General features: G+C 64.9%; 13 protein-coding genes. 8 read left to right on the top strand and 5 right to left on the bottom strand.

Annotation, left to right across the window (positions count from 1 at the left end):
- Window positions 1-53 precede the first annotated feature (53 nt).
- Both SJI03_RS01380 and cysK read left to right on the top strand, forming a co-directional pair.
- Window positions 54-518: an FKBP-type peptidyl-prolyl cis-trans isomerase gene (locus SJI03_RS01380; protein WP_035822462.1), complete on the top strand. Its 465-nt coding sequence runs from the start codon at window positions 54-56 to the stop codon at window positions 516-518.
- Between the two features lie 84 nt (window positions 519-602).
- Window positions 603-1,535, top strand: a complete 933-nt coding sequence (cysK, locus tag SJI03_RS01385; RefSeq protein WP_099376388.1) for a cysteine synthase A — start codon at window positions 603-605, stop codon at window positions 1,533-1,535.
- On the opposite strand, the gene SJI03_RS01390 is transcribed toward cysK, so the two are convergent.
- On the bottom strand, window positions 1,496-2,794 hold the full coding sequence (locus SJI03_RS01390) for an SGNH/GDSL hydrolase family protein (RefSeq protein WP_322426008.1): 1,299 nt from the start codon (window positions 2,792-2,794) through the stop codon (window positions 1,496-1,498). The two genes, cysK and SJI03_RS01390, sit on opposite strands and share 40 nt — an antisense overlap.
- A gap of 99 nt (window positions 2,795-2,893) precedes the next feature.
- Here SJI03_RS01390 and SJI03_RS01395 point away from each other — a divergent pair, with 99 nt between their 5' ends.
- Window positions 2,894-3,799 carry a LysR family transcriptional regulator gene (locus tag SJI03_RS01395; RefSeq protein WP_099376390.1) on the top strand — a complete coding sequence of 302 codons (906 nt, stop codon included), beginning with the start codon at window positions 2,894-2,896 and terminating at the stop codon, window positions 3,797-3,799.
- Window positions 3,800-3,888: 89 nt separating this feature from the next.
- On the top strand, window positions 3,889-4,290 hold the full coding sequence (locus SJI03_RS01400; protein WP_099376391.1) for a DUF2809 domain-containing protein: 402 nt from the start codon (window positions 3,889-3,891) through the stop codon (window positions 4,288-4,290).
- A gap of 6 nt (window positions 4,291-4,296) precedes the next feature.
- On the opposite strand, the gene SJI03_RS01405 is transcribed toward SJI03_RS01400, so the two are convergent.
- The 3 genes from SJI03_RS01405 to SJI03_RS01415 all read right to left on the bottom strand — a co-directional run bounded on the left by SJI03_RS01405 (window position 4,297) and on the right by SJI03_RS01415 (window position 8,264).
- Window positions 4,297-7,116 carry a pitrilysin family protein gene (locus tag SJI03_RS01405; protein ID WP_322426009.1) on the bottom strand — a complete coding sequence of 940 codons (2,820 nt, stop codon included), beginning with the start codon at window positions 7,114-7,116 and terminating at the stop codon, window positions 4,297-4,299.
- A 77-nt stretch (window positions 7,117-7,193) separates the two neighbouring features.
- Window positions 7,194-7,535: a hypothetical protein gene (locus tag SJI03_RS01410; RefSeq protein WP_322426010.1), complete on the bottom strand. Its 342-nt coding sequence runs from the start codon at window positions 7,533-7,535 to the stop codon at window positions 7,194-7,196.
- Window positions 7,536-8,264, bottom strand: a complete 729-nt coding sequence (locus SJI03_RS01415; protein ID WP_322426011.1) for a hypothetical protein — start codon at window positions 8,262-8,264, stop codon at window positions 7,536-7,538.
- 212 nt (window positions 8,265-8,476) lie between these two features.
- On the opposite strand from SJI03_RS01415, the gene SJI03_RS01420 reads away from it, so the two are divergent.
- Window positions 8,477-10,249: a diguanylate cyclase gene (locus SJI03_RS01420; RefSeq protein WP_322426012.1), complete on the top strand. Its 1,773-nt coding sequence runs from the start codon at window positions 8,477-8,479 to the stop codon at window positions 10,247-10,249.
- On the opposite strand, the gene SJI03_RS01425 is transcribed toward SJI03_RS01420, so the two are convergent.
- A complete protein-coding gene (locus SJI03_RS01425) occupies window positions 10,239-10,721 on the bottom strand; it encodes a CinA family protein (protein WP_322426013.1) in 483 nt (160 codons plus the stop codon). The two genes, SJI03_RS01420 and SJI03_RS01425, sit on opposite strands and share 11 nt — an antisense overlap.
- Window positions 10,722-10,945: 224 nt before the next feature.
- On the opposite strand from SJI03_RS01425, the gene SJI03_RS01430 reads away from it, so the two are divergent.
- From SJI03_RS01430 to SJI03_RS01440, 3 genes are read left to right on the top strand one after another with little or no spacing between them, the layout of a single operon-like run.
- Window positions 10,946-11,563: a YfiR family protein gene (locus SJI03_RS01430; RefSeq protein ID WP_158301069.1), complete on the top strand. Its 618-nt coding sequence runs from the start codon at window positions 10,946-10,948 to the stop codon at window positions 11,561-11,563.
- Window positions 11,564-13,594, top strand: a complete 2,031-nt coding sequence (locus tag SJI03_RS01435; protein WP_322426014.1) for an ATP-binding protein — start codon at window positions 11,564-11,566, stop codon at window positions 13,592-13,594.
- Complete coding sequence (locus tag SJI03_RS01440) at window positions 13,591-16,179, top strand: EAL domain-containing protein (RefSeq protein WP_322426015.1); 2,589 nt, start codon at window positions 13,591-13,593, stop codon at window positions 16,177-16,179. The genes SJI03_RS01435 and SJI03_RS01440 overlap by 4 nt, the downstream gene beginning before the upstream one ends.
- Window position 16,180 lies beyond the last annotated feature (1 nt).

The following is a 16,180-nucleotide window of genomic DNA, read 5'->3' on the forward strand; positions in this document are numbered from 1 at the left end:
CTGCCGGTTTGCTGGCGCAGGGATCTCACCGAAACTCACTGAAAGAATACATCATGACGCGTAGCTCCGTTTTGTTTGCCCTGATCTGCTCCGTCGCCGCGTCGCTGGCGCAGGCACAGGCGCCAGCGCCTGTTCCCGCCTCCGCCGTCTCGCTGAGCCCCGGCCCTGTCGCCGATAAACTGATCCTGATCGACAACAAGGTCGGCACGGGCAAGGAAGCGTCCGCCGGCAATGCCGTCACCGTGCACTACACGGGCTGGCTGTACCGTCCGCTGGCGAAAGATTCGCGCGGCAAGAAATTCGACAGCTCCGTGGGCCGTGGCCCGTTTGATTTCCCGCTCGGCAAGGGCATGGTCATCAAGGGCTGGGATCAGGGCGTGGCCGGCATGAAAGTGGGCGGCAAGCGCACCCTGATCATTCCAGGCGAACTGGCTTACGGTCCGCGCGGCGCAGGCAATGGCGACATTCCGCCGAACTCGGCATTGATCTTCGACGTGGAATTGCTGGACGTTAAGTAATTGTTCAGTTTCGGCAGCGCACCACGTGCGCTGCCGTGAAAAAGCGGTAGACTGGGATTTTCTGATATAGCTGTGGAGACTCCCATGAACATCGCCAACGACGTCACTGAACTGATCGGCAACACGCCCCTGGTGCGCATCAACCGCATCGCCGCCGGCAGTGTGGCCACCATCCTGGCCAAACTCGAATTCTACAATCCCGCGCACAGCGTCAAGGACCGCATCGGCCTGTCCATGATCGTTGCGGCCGAGGCCGCCGGCAAAATCCATCCCGATACCGTCATCGTCGAGCCCACCAGCGGCAACACGGGCATCGCGCTGGCCATGGTGTGCGCCGCGCGCGGCTACCGCTGCACCCTCGTCATGCCCGACACCATGAGCCGCGAGCGGCGCATCCTGCTGCGCGCCTATGGCGCCGAGCTGGTGCTCACGCCGGGCAGCGAAGGCATGCTGGGCGCCATCCGCAAGGCCGAGGAACTGGTGGCGGCCGACCCGCGCTACCTGATGCTGCAGCAATTCAATAATCCCGCCAATCCCGCCATCCACCGCGCCACGACGGCCGAGGAAATCTGGCGCGATACGGATGGGCAAGTGGACATCGTCGTCGCCGGCGTGGGCACGGGGGGCACGATTACCGGCATCGGCGAAGTGCTGAAGGAGCGCAAGCCCGGCGTGCAAGTGATTGCCGTGGAACCGGAAGCGTCGCCGATGCTGTCGAAAGGCACCAAGGGACCGCACCCGATCCAGGGCATCGGCGCCGGTTTCGTGCCGCAGATCCTCAACACGACCATCTACGACGAAATCATCTGCGTCAAGAATGACGATGCGTTCGCCACGGCGCGCCTGGCCGCCAGCGACGAAGGCTTGTTGGTCGGCATCTCGTCGGGTGCCGCCCTGTGGGCCGCCCTGCAAGTGGCGCGCCGTCCGGAAAACGCGGGCAAGACCATCGTCACCATCATCCCGTCGTTTGGCGAACGCTACTTGAGCACGGCTTTGTACGCGGGCCTGGGCGACTGATCTTTACTGTTAAACAGTAGCGACAGGTCTATCCCTTCCGCCAGCGAGCGGTTGCCCGCGTCGCCCGGATGCAGGTGGTCGCCCGAGTCGTAGGCGGGCAGCAGGCGCAGCGGGTGGGCCGGGTCGCGCGCCCAGGCGTCGAAGTCGAGTACGGCGTCAAACAGGCTGCTGGCGCGTATCCACGCGTTCAGCTGCTGGCGCAGCGCATCTTTATCAAGCTGATAATAGTCGCTCAGGGGCGTGCCGGGCAGGGCGTCTTCGAACGGCGTCAGGGTGGCCGCGATCACGCGCACGCCGCGGCTGCGGGCCTGGGCCACCAGCTGGGCGTAGCCGGCCGTTAACTCCTCCAATGTTGGCCGTTTTTCCCGTGGCGCAAACGCCGTGCCGGGCCAGCTGATGTCATTGATCCCCAACAAGACGATCACCGTGCGCACGCCAGGCTGCGCCAGCACGTCGCGCTCGAAACGCGCCAGGGCGTTGTCTCCCATGCCGTCGGACAACAGTCGCCCACCGGAAATGCCCGCATTGATCACGGCCACGCCGTGCGGCGCCAGGCGTTCTGCCAGGAAATCGGGCCAGCGCGCATCCATCCCCAGGCTGGCGCTGGCGCCATCGGTGATCGAGTCGCCGAGGATGGCCACAGCTTGCCCCGCCGCCGTCGCCTCCACCTGGATGGCCGTCAGTAAAAGGCGCGCCGTGGTGGTCTGCACGCCGGGCGCGTTATCAATGCGCGCGGCCCGCGTCTGGTCATGCGGCGCGATCCACGCCGTCTCGCGGCCATCCCAGTGAAACGTGGAAGTTGGACTGGCCTGTGGCAAATGGATGCTCACCGTCAGCCGCGCCAGGTCCGGCACGGACAGCTCGACGGGGTCGCTGACGAGCGGCGCGCCCGGCGCGACGCTGGCCGAGGGCTGGCCGGCAAAGGTCAGCGTGCGCAGGCTGCCGGGTTTGATGGTTGAACCGGACGCGGCCAGGGCCACGCTGGCCGCGCCGATGTGCAGCGGCACCTTGCCATACGCGTTCGACAGCACGATGCGCACGCGCGGGCCGCCCACGCTGAGGCGCGCCACCTGGCGCACGGTGTGCCCGTGCAGCACGGCGGGCACGTTGGGTGGGAAGAGGAAATCGCTGCCCCACACGGTTTGGGGGCTGGCCGTCCAGCTGGCCAGCCAGGCTTGAGGAGGTTCGGCCGCATGGGCGGAGGAAACACTCAGTGCCAGGCTCAGCAGGGCGGCGGGGAGGAGGGGAAATCGTTGCATGGCGGCTCGCTTCATCAAGGGGAATGTGTGCATGATGAAAGCAAAGCCATTTATGTACTAGACTATCTCATCGAAGAACATTTATGAGTTGAATTCACAATGGCCAGACTGGAAGTGAACCGTTCCGGCGAGCTGGAAGTGTTTGTGCGCGTGGTCGAGCTGGGAGGTTTTTCCGCCGCCGCGCGCGCCTGCGGCATGACGCCATCGGCCGTCAGCAAGCTCGTTGCGCGGCTGGAAGAGCGCCTGGGCGCACGCCTGCTGAACCGTTCCACGCGCCAGCTGCAGCTGACGGCCGAAGGCTGCGGCCTGTACGAACGGGGCAGGCATGTGCTGGCGGCGCTGGACGAGGCCGAGCGCTGCGCCGGCATGCAGGATGTGTCGCGCGGCAAAATACGGGTCAATGCGAACGTGCCGTTCGGCCAGCATTTTTTGCTGCCGCTGGCGCCCCTGTTCCTGGAACGCTATCCCGAGGTGACGCTCGACATCGTGCTCACGGATGAAGTGGTCGATATCCTCGAGCAGCGCACGGACGTGGCCGTGCGGGCCGGTCCCCTGAAAAGCTCCAGCCTGCTGGCGCGCAAGCTGGGCCAGACGCGCATGGCGATCGTGGCGGCGCCAGCCTACCTGGCGCGGCGCGGCACGCCGCTGACGCCCGCCGAGCTGGCATCGCACAATCTGCTCGACGCCAATTACGCGCGCGCCCGCTCGGGCTGGCCGCTGCGCCTGCCTGACGGCGACGTTGTCGTGCCGGTTATTGGCAATGCGCAGGCCAGCGATGGCGAAGCCTTGCGGCAACTGGCGCTGGCGGGACTGGGGCTGGCGCGCCTGGCCGCCTTCCAGGTGCGCGCCGATATCGCGGCCGGCCGTTTGCAGACCGTGCTGGAAGAGTTCAACCCCGGTGACAGCGAGGAAGTGCATGCCGTCTTCGTGGGCCAAGGCGGGCATGTGCCGTTGCGCGTGCGCGTCTTTCTCGATTTCCTGGCGCAGAACGTCAAGTTGAACTGATGCATTAGGCTACAGGCGGACACGGCTGCGCAGTACAATATCGGACGGGCCGCAATGGTTCGGCCCGTATTGTGCCTTTGAATGGAAATATGTTCCTGGTAAAACCTGAACGCCGCCGCCTGCTGCAGGTGGGCGCAACCGTGGCTGTCATCGCGCTGGGCCTGGCCTCGCGCGCCTATCCCCAATTCGTCCCCGCCGCGCTCGGCAAGTATCCGGGCGACGCCCTGTGGGCCATGATGATCGTCTTTGCGCTGGGCATCGTTGCCACGCGCATGCGCACGTGGCAACTGGCCTTGTGGTCTCTGCTGATCTGCTTTGCCGTGGAATTCGGCCAGCTGATCCAGGCGCCGTGGCTCGTCGCGCTGCGCGCGCATCCGCTGGGGCACCTGGTGCTGGGCTCTGCCTTCGGCTGGGTCGACTTGCTCGCCTACACGGCGGGCGTGACGATCGCGGCGCTGGTGGATAAAGCGGCGCTGTTCAAGCGCCGCTAATCCTGATCACTTCACGTTGCCTTCAGCATCGCGCAATTCCACGGGCGCCAGTTTGAGCTTGCTCAATTGCGGCGCGATCTTCGCCTTGTCGCCCACGCCGATAACGATCAGCTTTTCCGGCTGCAAGTATTTTTTCGCCACCTGCTGCACTTGCTTGTCCGTCACGCTGGCAAAGCGCTGCGGCAAGGTCGTGTAATAGTCGAGGCCCAGGCCGTAGATGTACGCGTTCGCCATGCTGGCGCTGATGCTGGCGTTCGTGTCGAACTGGCCGGGCAAGGACAGCACTTGCGAGTTGCGCGCATTCGCCAATTCCTTGTTGCTCAAGGGCTTGGCGATCATGGCGCGGATTTCCCTGACGGTTTCCGACACGGCCGGGCCTGTCACATCGGTGCGCACGCTGGCGGCAATCGAGAACGGTCCAGGCTGGTTGCGGTACTGGAATTGCGAGCGCACGCCATACGTATACCCCTTTTCTTCGCGCAAGTTGGTGTTCAGGCGGCTGGTAAACAAGCCGCCCAGCGCCGCGTTCATCACTTGCAGCGGCGCGTAGTCGGGTGTGGCGCGCGGCACGGCGATGGTCGACAGGCGCACGGCCGTTTGCGGCGCGCCCGGCTTGTCGACCAGGATCAATTTTGCTTTCGTCGTCTGCGGCGCGGCGGCCACGGCCGGCGCCACCGTGCCTGGCTTCCAGCTGCCGAACTTCGCTTCGGCCAGCGCCTTCAGTTCCGCTTCGCCGATATCGCCCGAGACGATCAGCGCCGCATTATTCGGCAGATAATGCTGCTGCCAGAAACCTTGCAGATCGGCGCGGCTGGCCGCTTTCAGCGCCGCTTCCGTGCCCAGCTGGATGTAGCCATACGGATGCTGCGGGCCATACAGGGCCGCCGCTTCTACGCGGGCCGCCACCGCGCCCGCGTTTTCGCGCTGCTGTGCCAGCTGTCCGATGCGGCTGGCACGCTGGCGCTCGACTTCTTCTTGCGGGAATTGTGGGTGCAGCACCACGTCGGCCAGCACGTCCAGCGCTTGCGGGAAGGTGGCTTTGAGCGACGTCAGCTGGGCGAACGAGGCATCCGTGCCGGAGCCTGTGCTCAGCAGGGCACCCAGCTGCGCCACATCGTCGGCGATCTGCGGCGCCGTGCGCGTGGCCGTGCCTTCCTGCAGCAATTGCGCCGTAAAGCTCGACAAGCCCGGCTGCGCCAGCGGATTGGCGCCCGAGCCGCTCTTGATCACCAGCTGGCTGGAAACGAGCGGCACGGCCCCGTTGTAGTGGTGGATCACGGTCAAACCGTTCGCCAGGGTGAACGATTTTCCTTGCGGTAAAACAATCTTCGGTGCGGGACCGGCCTTCGGCACGGCATTGCGCCATGGCTCGTCGGCATTGATGGCCGTACCTGGCGCAGGCTTGACTTTGCCAGGCGTCGGCGTCGGCACTTCCGCGCCCAGGTCCGGCTTGCCCGGCACGCCGTAGACGACGACGCGCGACTGGTTTTTCAGGTACGTGTCCACGGCGCGCTGCACGCCGGCTGCCGTCACCTGGCGGTAGCGCTCGATATCCTTGGCCAGGTAGCCGGGGTCGCCCACGTATTGGTTGTATTCGTTGAGCAAGTTGGCCACGCCGCGCCCGCCCATTTTTTCCACCTGGCTCAGCATGGTGGTCTCGATGCTGTTGCGCGCGCGTTCCAGTTCCTTCTCGGTGGGACCCTTGGCGCGCAATTGTTCCAGCTCCGCCTGCAAGGCTTGCTCGATTTCCTCGGGCTGGCGGCCCGGGCGCGCCGTCGCGTCGATGGTGAAGATGGAGGTGAGGGCGTTCGATCCCTGGCTGGCGCCCACGTCCTGGGCGATCTGCTTGTCGTACACGAGCGATTTGTATAAACGGCTGGACTTGCCGCCGGCCAGGATGTGCGCGGCCATCGACAGTTCCGCGTCATCCCTGGTGTAGGCGGACGGCGTCAGCCAGGCCATGAAGACGCGCGGCAATTCGACCCGGTCCTGCACCACGATGCGGCGTTCCTGCGTGATGGGCGGCGTCACGACATCGGGTTTCGGCACGGCCGGGCCGCTCTTGAAGCTGCCGAAATATTTATTCACCAGCTCCTTGGTTTTCGCCTTGTCGATATCGCCCGCGATCACGAGGCTGGCGTTGTTGGGGCCATAGTATTTGCTGAAGAATTCCTTGATGTCGGCCAGTTTCGCGTTCTGGATATCCGCGTGCGAACCGATGACGCTGGCGTAATACGGGTGGGTCTTGGGAAACAGCTGGTGGTACAGCGCTTCCTGCACGATGCCGTAGGGCGCATTTTCCACGCTCTGGCGGCGCTCGTTGCGCACCACGTCTTGCTGGTTCGTCAGCGCTGTCTGGTCGAGCACGTCCAGCAGGTAGCCCATGCGGTCGGAATGCGTCCACAGGGCCAGTTCCAGCTGGTTCGACGGCACCGTGTCGAAATAATTGGTGCGGTCGAAATCCGTGCTGCCGTTCGAATCCGTGGCGCCCGCGCCTTCGAGCAACTGGTCGGCCATGCCGCGCGGCACGTGCTTGGTGGCGGCAAACATCATGTGCTCAAACAAATGCGCAAAGCCCGTCAGGCCCGGCGCTTCATTCGCGGGACCCACGTGGTACCAGATATTGACGGCCGTGACGGGCAATTTATGGTCTTCCACGAGAATCACGTCGAGGCCGTTCGGCAAGGTGTATTTTTCGTAGGCGATATGCGGCACGGACGTCGCGCCCGTCGCGACTGCCGCATCGGCGGCGTGGCTCAGGCTCAAGGGGGCGCCGTACAGCGACAGCAGCAGGGCGGGGAGGGCCAGCAGTTTGATCGGTTTCATGCATGCTTCCAGGGTAGGTGGAGAAGACGCTGCGGCTCGCTCGTGGCTGGCGCAGCGCGACGATACTACGGTCGGTGCTACAGTTTATACAGCAGGGCCGCGCCGCCCAGCACCAGCAGCGCGCAGGCGACAGAGACGATGGCCGCGGCGCCCAGCAAGCGCCATTCGCGCGGAGAAAACCAAGGGGCGGACAGGGGCGCTTCCGGCGCAGGCAGGGGCATGGCCGCAGGCAAGCCGCCCGCCGCGCGCGCCTGGGCCGCCAGCGCCTGCGTGGCAGCATCGAGCAGGGCCAGCTGGCGCTCGACGGTTTCCGCCAGCACGGCTTCGTTCAGCGCCACGAGGGCGAATATCGGGTCATCGACGTCGATCTTGATGCCCGTCTTGTCGAACACGTGGCTGCGCAGTTTGTGCTGGTCCATCTACCACTGCACCTTGTCGAGCTGTTCGAAGATGTCGCGGTAGACGACCTTGATGCGCTGCTTTTCCATGATGTTGAACTTGTCGTTCTGCAGCACTTCCTGCATCGTCAGGCGCGCCGTGTTCATTTTCTTGACGTCCGCGCCAAAGGTGTCGGGATTGCGCTGGCTCAAGGTGATGCTGCCTTTGACGCGCGCGCGGTTGTCGGCATACGACTGCGATTCGACGAACTGCTTGCCCGACGCCGATTGCAGCAGGCCGAAGTGTTCGTTTTGCCACAGCACCAGCGGCACGGTCGTCGATTGGGCTGTCGCCACAAAACCCGTGGCCGTGTCGTGCAGGGTATCGCCGCCGCCGACGATGGTGTGGATGTAGACCTTGCGGCCCGATTCTTCCAGCAGCGAGAAGCAGTCGTTTTCCAGCAGGTAGCCCATCAGCGGCGAAAACGTGTTCGCGCCATTGTCGACCACGCAGTTGCCGTCTTCTTCGAGGATATCGATCATCAGCGCGTCGAAGCGTTTCGGGTCGATGTTGCGCGCATCCGTCATCACGGGCACATGCTTGACGTTCATCGCCTTGTAGCGCGAGAACGTGGCGTTTTCCTGATCGGTGTCATAGCAGCGCAAAGGCGCGCCATCCTTGCCGCCTATCCACTGGGCCAGCAGGGTCGAGACGAGGGTCTTGCCGATGCCGCCCTTGCCCTGCAGGATGAAATGTACCGTGTTTTGCATTGCGACTACTCCAAGTTGTTGCGTCAGTGACAATCAAAGATCCGTGACAGCGGCGCAGGCGCCCGGCCAGGCCACGACTGGCATTTTTACCACAATCCTTTGCAAATATGCCATGCGGAACAGCGAATCTGGTTATGATGTTAATCAGGATACCATTGATACAGAGCAAGTTTTGTGTGAAAAATCCACCCCAGAGTGTGAACGAGGACGCAGTGCCGATCTCCAGTCTCGATAAAGCCGACATTGACCGTCTGAATCAGCAAGCCCTGTCTTGCCTGGTCGGTAACCGCCGCCAGGCACGCCGGCTGGCGCAGATGGCGCTGGCGGCGGCGCAACGGCAACAGTATGCGCGCGGCGGCGCGTATGCGGAACTCAATCATTGCTGGCTGGCGTATTACGCGGGCGAGGCCGAACCGTCGTGCGAACGTCTGGGCGCGTATTTCCAGCACAGCGGCGACCTGGAAGGGGGCATGGAAGTGGCTGCCCTGCAGGGCGCGTATGCGAGCCGGCGCGGCGATTTTGCCGATGCCGAGCAGCATTTCCTGCAGGCGCGCAGCCAGGCCGCGCAGATACCCGATTCCTTGCACAAATTCATGCTGTACGCGCGCCTGGGCGTCGATGCCCTGAACCGTGGCGATACGCAGGACGGCCCGCGCAACTTTTTGCTGGCGCTCGACATTGCCGAGCGTTTCGGCAGCCCCGCGCACCGGGTCAACAGCCTGTCGAACCTGGCCTCGTCGCAGCATGACCTGGGCAACGATGAGGACGCGATTCCCCTGCTGGTCGAGGCGCTCGAGATCATCGGCACGCAAAAACTCAAATACCAGCAAACCATCGTCTCGGCCAACCTGGCCATGTGTTTATTAGCCACCGGCAAGCCGGCCGAGGCGCTGGCGCTGGTGGAGCCGTTTTACGAGTGGCCGGAAGAAGACCTGGCCGTGCGCGCCTTCCTGTTCTGCATCGCCGCCCACGCGGCCATCCTGCTGCGCCAGCCCGAGAGCGCCCTGCAATTGCTGCTGCGGGCCGAAGAATATGCGCGCCGGGGCCAGGACCTGGAAGAGCAGATGCATGCGTGGCTGGTGCGCGGCAAGCTGGACCTGCACGCGGGCCAGACGGCGCAGGCGCTGGCCTCGCTGACGCAGGCGCACAGCCTGCTGAGCTGGACGCGCAATCCGTTTCACCAGCAGCAGATTTTGCGCGGCTTGTCCGATATCAATGCCCAGCTGGGAGAATGGCAGGCCGCGTATGGCTATTTGCAGCAATACCAGGCCGCCTACGAGGCCAGCAGCAAGTCGGCGCGCGCCTCGCGCAGCCTGATGCGCAACCTGGAAAAGGAAATGCACAGCCTGAAGGCCGAGCGCGACAAGGCGCTGGAACTGCAGGCGGCGCGCGAGACGGAAAACGCCAAGCTCGAGCACCTGAACCGAGAGCTGGCGCACCAGATCCTGCACGTCAATTCCCTGCAGGACAGCCTGAAGGAACAGGCCATGCGCGACCACCTGACGGGCCTGTACAACCGCCGCCATTTTGAAACGTGTCTCAATGCCATCCTGCACGAGGCCGATGCGGATGCGCCCGTGGCCATCGCCATCATCGACCTGGATTTTTTCAAGCGCGTCAACGATACCTACGGACACAACTTTGGCGATGAAGTGCTGATCCAGTTCGCGCGCCTGGTGGAAGGCCAGTTGCGCGGCAGCGACATGCTGTGTCGCTATGGCGGCGAGGAATTCTGCCTGCTGTTGCGCGAAGCCGACAGCCTCATCGCGGCGCACAAGATCGACGATATCGCCGCGCGCTACCGCCAGTTGCTGATCCAGCAGGCGCCGCACAGCTTGACGGGCTGCACCTTTTCGGCCGGCATCGCGGAATACCCGCGCCACGGCGCCGGCCGCCACGAATTGCTGATGCGCGCCGACAGCGCCCTGTATGCGGCCAAGCAGGCGGGCCGCGACCGCGCCTGCATCGCCGATGCTACTGGATAAAGCGCAGCAGTTCGCGCAGGGCGTGCGCCACGGCCTGCTCGCGCACGGCTTGCCGGTCGCCCGCAAACACCAGCCGCTGCGTCTGCGCGCGCCCGTCCATGGCCCAGCCGAAACAGACGGTGCCGACGGGCTTGCCCGGTACGCCGCCCGTGGGACCGGCGATGCCCGTGGTCGAGACGGCCACCTGGGCTTCGCTGTGGGCCAGGGTGCCTTGCGCCATGGCAGCGGCCACTTCCTCGCTGACGGCGCCGTGTGCGGCGATCAGCGTGGCGGGCACGCCCAGCATGCCAGTCTTGGCCCCGTTGGAATAGGTGACGAAGCCCCGTTCGAACCAGGCGCTCGAGCCTGAAATATCCGTGACGGCTTGCGCCACGCCGCCGCCCGTGCACGATTCCGCCGTGGCCAGCAGCCAGCCCTTCGCCTGCAAGGCCAGGCCGACGGCGGTGGAGAGAGAGGCGAGTTCGTTGCTCATGGATGACTCCTGCATGCGGTGAAAATGGTGGCAAGACTGTAGCATGGTCAACGGTAAAAGAAACTTTCCCCGGTCACAGCGAAAATGCGTACACTCTTTTATACATTTGCTACCACTTCGGGCCGGCAGGCGCTCTGTCGCTGCGCCACCCAGGTGCGCATCGCTCGAACAGGCAAGCGGCATGGTGCCGCGCCTTCGGATTGCAATATCTTTACTCGGTTGTCATGGTAATTCTGAACTGGACCTGGTGGCGTCATCCTGGCCCCCTGCGCCGCCCCGCGCGCGGCGCTGGCCGCCGCTCTCTCCGCTTGGGCTGGTTATTGCTGCTTCTTGGCGTGCTGTGCGCCGATGCGCGGGCACAGGTGCCGGGGGAGCTGGAACGCCAGGTCAAGGCCGCGTATCTGTACAAGTTTGCCGGCTTTGTCGAATGGCCCGACGGCAGCTTTGCCCGGCCCGAATCTCCGCTGGTGATCGGCGTGGCGGGCGCCGATGCGCTGGCCGAGCAGCTCGAACAGAGCGTGGCCGGGCATAGCGTCAACGGCCGCGCCGTGCAGGTGAAAAAAGTGCGCCGCGGCGAAACGCTGGCCGGGCTGCACGTGCTGTACCTGGGCGCGCTGGAGAAACCGGCGCTGCAGGAGATGCTGGCCGCCAGCCGTGGCCTGGCGTTGTTGACGGTGTCCGATTCGGATGAGGTCTACGCGATGGGCAGCATGATCAATTTTGTAATGGCCGAAGACAAGGTCCGCTTCGACGTGGCCTTGAAACCCGTGGCGCAGGCGCATATCCGCATCAGCGCGCGCATGCTGCTGGCCGCCTACCGCGTGCAGACGGGAGGCGCCTAGATGATCAGACTGCGTTCCATCCGCCACAAGCTGATGTCGGTGGTCTTGCTGACGACCCTGGTGGCCCTCGTCATTTCGCTGGGCACCATCGTCGTCTACGACTTGCGCGCCTACCACCGCAACCTGGTGGCCGACATCAGTACCCAGGCCGAGCTGCTGGGGCACATGAGTTCGGCCGCGCTGGCCTTCGACGACGAGCGCCTGGCGCTGGAAAACCTCAACCTGATGCGCATCCGCCCGCGCGTGACGGCCGGCGCCCTGTACAAGGCCGATGGCAGCCTGTTCGCCAGCTACCGCGCGAATGAGCGTGTGGGCGAGCTGCCGGCGAAGGTGGGCAAGGAAGGCGAAAGCATCGCCGGCAGTTCGGTGGAGCTGTTCAAGCCCATCGTCGACAATGGCGAACTGCTGGGCACCGTGTATTTGCGCGCCGACTACGAGCTGGCCGGCCGCACGGCCGACTACCTGGCCATCGCCCTGGGCGTGACGGTACTGGCGCTGCTGGTGGCCTTGCTGCTGCTGCGCCGGCTTGATTTCGTCATCACGCAACCGATCCTCGATATCGCCGACGTGGCGCGCGAAGTGATTGAAACGGGCGACTATTCGCGCCGCGCGCGCAAGCTCAGCGTCGACGAAGTGGCGCAACTGGTCGATTCCTTCAACAAGATGCTGGCCGAGATCGAGCTGCGCACGCAGGCGCTGGAGCGCTCGAACGGCGAACTGGCGCGCGAAGGCGAGCAGCGCACCCAGGCGCAGCAGGAAGTCATGCGCCTGAACCAGGAGCTGGAAGTGCGCGTGCACGAGCGCACGGTGCAGCTGGAAATGACGAATGGCGAACTGGCCATGGCAATGGAAGAGGCGCGCAGCGCCAACTATGCCAAGTCGGCCTTCCTGTCTTCGATGAGCCATGAATTGCGCACGCCGCTCAACGCCATCCTGGGCTTCGCGCAAATCCTCAGTTCCGACCGCCTGCCGTCGACCCTGGAGCAAAAGAAGGAGTTCGCCGGGCATATCCTGAAATCGGGGCGCCATTTGTTGACATTGATCAATGAAATCCTCGACCTGGCCAAGGTGGAATCGGGCACCGTCAGCCTGTCGCTGGAACCCGTGGGCCTGGACGCCATCTTGCAGGAATGCCGCGACATGATCGCGCCGCTGGCCAGCCAGCGCGGCATCGGCATGGCCTTCCCCGATGCCTGCCCCCTGAACGTACTGGCCGACCGCACGCGCCTCAAGCAAATCCTGTTGAACCTGCTGTCGAATGCGCTCAAGTACAACCGCGAGCGGGGGCAGGTGGCCATCGATTGCGTGCCGCAAGCGGGCGGGCGGGTGCGCATCAGCGTGCGCGACACGGGCGTGGGCCTCGACGGCGAACAGGTGGCGCTGCTGTTCCAGCCTTTCAACCGGCTGGGGCAGGAAGGCGGCACGGAAGAAGGCAGCGGCATCGGCCTGGTGGTCACCAAGCGCCTGGTGGAGCTGATGGATGGCAGCATCGGCGTCTCCAGCGCGCCAGGCGAGGGCAGCACCTTCTGGATCGAGCTGCGCGTGGTCGATGCCTTGCCCGCACCCGCCACGCTGGCCTTGCCGCGGCCGGACCTGGCCGGCGCGCTGCTCGAGCACAGCGCGCCCGTGACCTTGCTGTACGTGGAAGACAATCCCGCCAACCTGACCCTGGTCGAGGAAATCGTGCGCTACTGCCCGCAATTGCAGCTGCTGACGGCCACGGATGGCCGCCTGGGCGTGGAAATGGCGCGTACACATTTGCCGCAGCTGATCCTGATGGACATCAACCTGCCGCACGTGAACGGCACGGACGCGCTGAAACTGCTGCGTGCCGATCCGCGCACGGCGCACATTCCCGTCATCGCCCTGACGGCCAACGCCATGCCGGGCGACGTCGAGCGCAGCCTGGCGCTGGGCTTCTACCGCTATCTGACCAAGCCGATCAACCTCGATGAATTTACCGAGGCGATCAACAGCACCCTGGCCTACGTGGCGCAGCAGCGCCGGCAGAAGGGAACAGGCGCGCCATGATCAGCCAGGCCGATATCTATGCGGCGAAAATTCTCATCGTCGACGACCAGGAAGTCAATTTGCGCCTGCTCGAGCATTTGCTGCAAAGCGGCGGCTACACGGCCATCAGCAGCACCCTCGACGCGCACGCCGTGGCCGGCCTGCACCAGCGCCAGCAGTTCGACCTGATCATCCTCGACCTGGTGATGCCTGGCATGAGCGGCTACGACGTGATGGATGCCTTGCGCCCGCTGGAACTGGAAGGCTATCTGCCCGTGCTGGTGATCGCCGCCGACCCGGACGCCAAGCTGGCGGCGCTGGAAGCGGGCGCGCGCGACTTCATCAGCAAGCCGTTTGACGCGCTTGAAGTGCTCACGCGCATCCGCAACATGCTCGAAGTGCGGTTGCTGCACCGCGCCGCGCGCCACTACAACACCTTGCTCGAACGCACGGTGGGCCAGCGCACGGCGGAACTGCAGCGCTTTCGCGGCGCCATGGACGCCACCACCGACGCCATCTTCCTCGTCGACGTGCTGGGCATGACCCTGGTCGACGTCAATGACGGCGCGTGCCGTTTGCTCGGCTATGCGCGCGCCGAATTGCTGGCGCTGGCGCCCGGCACCCTGCTGCCGTCACCGCCGGCCCCGCCCCTGGCCGCGCTGCCAGGCGGCCCGGCCCACCTGGCCACGGAAGTGACGGAATGCGAACTGGTGCGGCGCGACCTGAGCCTGGTGCCCGTGGAACTGGGCTGGCACTGGTATGCGCAGGCGCCCGTGGCGGGCGGCTATCCTGGCACCCCTGGCGCGGGCGGCCTGCTGCTGATCGCCGTGGCGCGCGACATCAGCGAACGGCGCCAGGCGCAGGAGCGCCTCAAGCACCTGGCCCATTACGATGGTTTGACAGGGCTGCCGAACCGCAGCCTGTTTTACCAGACGCTGGCCCAGGCCGTCGAACTGGCGCAAGAGAAAAGCTGGCGCATCGTGGTGCTGTTCATCGCGCTCGACCGTTTTAAAAGCATCAATGACACCCTGGGCGCGGCGCTGGGCGACGAATTGCTGCGCCAGTTCAGCAACCGCCTGGTCGAATGCGTGCGCCTGCGTGACACGGTGGGGCGCCTGGGCAACGACGAATTCGCGTTGATTCTGACCATGAGCCGCAACCAGCAGGAAGCCGTGGCGGTCGCCAACCAGGTGCGCGAAGCCTTGCGCGCGCCGTTCGATTTGCGCGGCCATGCGGCCACCCTGACGGCCAGCATCGGTATCGCCATGTATCCGGACGACGCCACCGACCCGGAAACCCTGATCAAATACGCGAATACGGCCATGGGCGGCGCCAAGCAGGCGGGCCGCGACGGCTACCGCTTTTTCACGGCCGGCATGAACGTGCAGGTGCTGGCGCGCCTGGACCTGGAACTGGCGCTGCGCCATGCGCTCGAACACGATCAGTTCATCCTGTACTACCAGCCGAAGGTGGATTTGCGCACGGGGCGTATCAGCGGCGTGGAAGCGCTGCTGCGCTGGCGCCGTCCCGGCTACGGCCTGGTGGCGCCGGCCGAATTCGTGCCCGTGCTGGAAGACACGGGCCTGATCGTGCGCGTGGGCGCCTGGGTGATCCAGGCTGCCTGCCGCCAGATCGCCGAGTGGCGCGACAGCGAAGTGGGACCAGTGCACGTGGCCGTGAACGTGTCGAGCCGCCAGTTTGCCGAAGGCGACCTGGAAGGCGAAGTGACGCGCGCGCTGGCGCAGTATGGCGTGGCGCCGGAATTGCTGGAACTGGAACTGACGGAAACGGCGCTGATGTCGAATGCCGAGCGCACCATTGTCGTACTGGGCAAACTGAAGAAAATCGGCGTGAAGGTGGCCATCGACGATTTCGGCACCGGCTACTCGAGCCTCGCGTATCTGCAGCGCTTCCCCATCGACAAGCTGAAAATCGACATCGCCTTCGTGCGCAACATCACCAGCAACCCGAACGACGCGGCCATCGCGCTGGCCATCGTCAGCATGGCGCACAGTCTGAAACTGAGCGTGGTGGCCGAGGGCGTGGAGTCGCGCCCGCAGCTGGAATACCTGCGGCGCAACCGCTGCGACGAGATCCAGGGCTTCTATTTCAGCCGCGCCCTGCCGGCGCTGGAACTGGGGCAGATGATCGTCGCCGGCGCCGGCCTGCCGCCCGGCCACGACCCGGCCGCCCAGCCGGCGCAAACCCTGCTCATCGTCGACGACGACGTCAACGTGCTGTCGTCATTGCACCGGCTGTTCCGTCCCGAGGGCTACCAGATCCTCACGGCCAGCACGCCGGCCGAAGGGTTTGAAATGCTGGCCCTGCACCGGGTGCACGTGATCGTCTGCGACCAGCGCATGCCCAGCATGAGCGGCACGGAATTTCTCAGTAAAGTAAAAGAGCTGTACCCGGAAACCATCCGCATCATCCTGTCCGGCTACACGGGCCTCGAAGCCGTGCTCGACTCGATCAACCGGGGCGCCATCTACCGTTTCTATACGAAGCCGTGGGATGATACCCAGCTGCGCGACAATATCCGCCTGGCCTTCCAGCACTACTGGATGGTGAACCAGCCGGGGCTGGCGCGGGTGGCGGTGCGCTAGC

It is taken from the genome of Janthinobacterium sp. GMG1 (assembly GCF_034427795.1).
Lineage (GTDB): Bacteria > Pseudomonadota > Gammaproteobacteria > Burkholderiales > Burkholderiaceae_D > Janthinobacterium.

What these genes read in the sequence shown, in the direction of transcription:
- cysK (WP_099376388.1), top strand. Translation starts at nt 603, where the DNA reads ATGAACATCGCCAACGACGTCACTGAACTGATCGGCAACACGCCCCTG.
- SJI03_RS01380 (WP_035822462.1), top strand. Translation starts at nt 54, where the DNA reads ATGACGCGTAGCTCCGTTTTGTTTGCCCTGATCTGCTCCGTCGCCGCG.
- SJI03_RS01440 (WP_322426015.1), top strand. Translation starts at nt 13,591, where the DNA reads ATGATCAGCCAGGCCGATATCTATGCGGCGAAAATTCTCATCGTCGAC.
- SJI03_RS01410 (WP_322426010.1), bottom strand. Translation starts at nt 7,535, where the DNA reads ATGGACCAGCACAAACTGCGCAGCCACGTGTTCGACAAGACGGGCATC.
- SJI03_RS01425 (WP_322426013.1), bottom strand. Translation starts at nt 10,721, where the DNA reads ATGAGCAACGAACTCGCCTCTCTCTCCACCGCCGTCGGCCTGGCCTTG.
- SJI03_RS01430 (WP_158301069.1), top strand. Translation starts at nt 10,946, where the DNA reads ATGGTAATTCTGAACTGGACCTGGTGGCGTCATCCTGGCCCCCTGCGC.
- SJI03_RS01415 (WP_322426011.1), bottom strand. Translation starts at nt 8,264, where the DNA reads ATGCAAAACACGGTACATTTCATCCTGCAGGGCAAGGGCGGCATCGGC.
- SJI03_RS01395 (WP_099376390.1), top strand. Translation starts at nt 2,894, where the DNA reads ATGGCCAGACTGGAAGTGAACCGTTCCGGCGAGCTGGAAGTGTTTGTG.
- SJI03_RS01390 (WP_322426008.1), bottom strand. Translation starts at nt 2,794, where the DNA reads ATGCAACGATTTCCCCTCCTCCCCGCCGCCCTGCTGAGCCTGGCACTG.
- SJI03_RS01405 (WP_322426009.1), bottom strand. Translation starts at nt 7,116, where the DNA reads ATGAAACCGATCAAACTGCTGGCCCTCCCCGCCCTGCTGCTGTCGCTG.
- SJI03_RS01435 (WP_322426014.1), top strand. Translation starts at nt 11,564, where the DNA reads ATGATCAGACTGCGTTCCATCCGCCACAAGCTGATGTCGGTGGTCTTG.
- SJI03_RS01400 (WP_099376391.1), top strand. Translation starts at nt 3,889, where the DNA reads ATGTTCCTGGTAAAACCTGAACGCCGCCGCCTGCTGCAGGTGGGCGCA.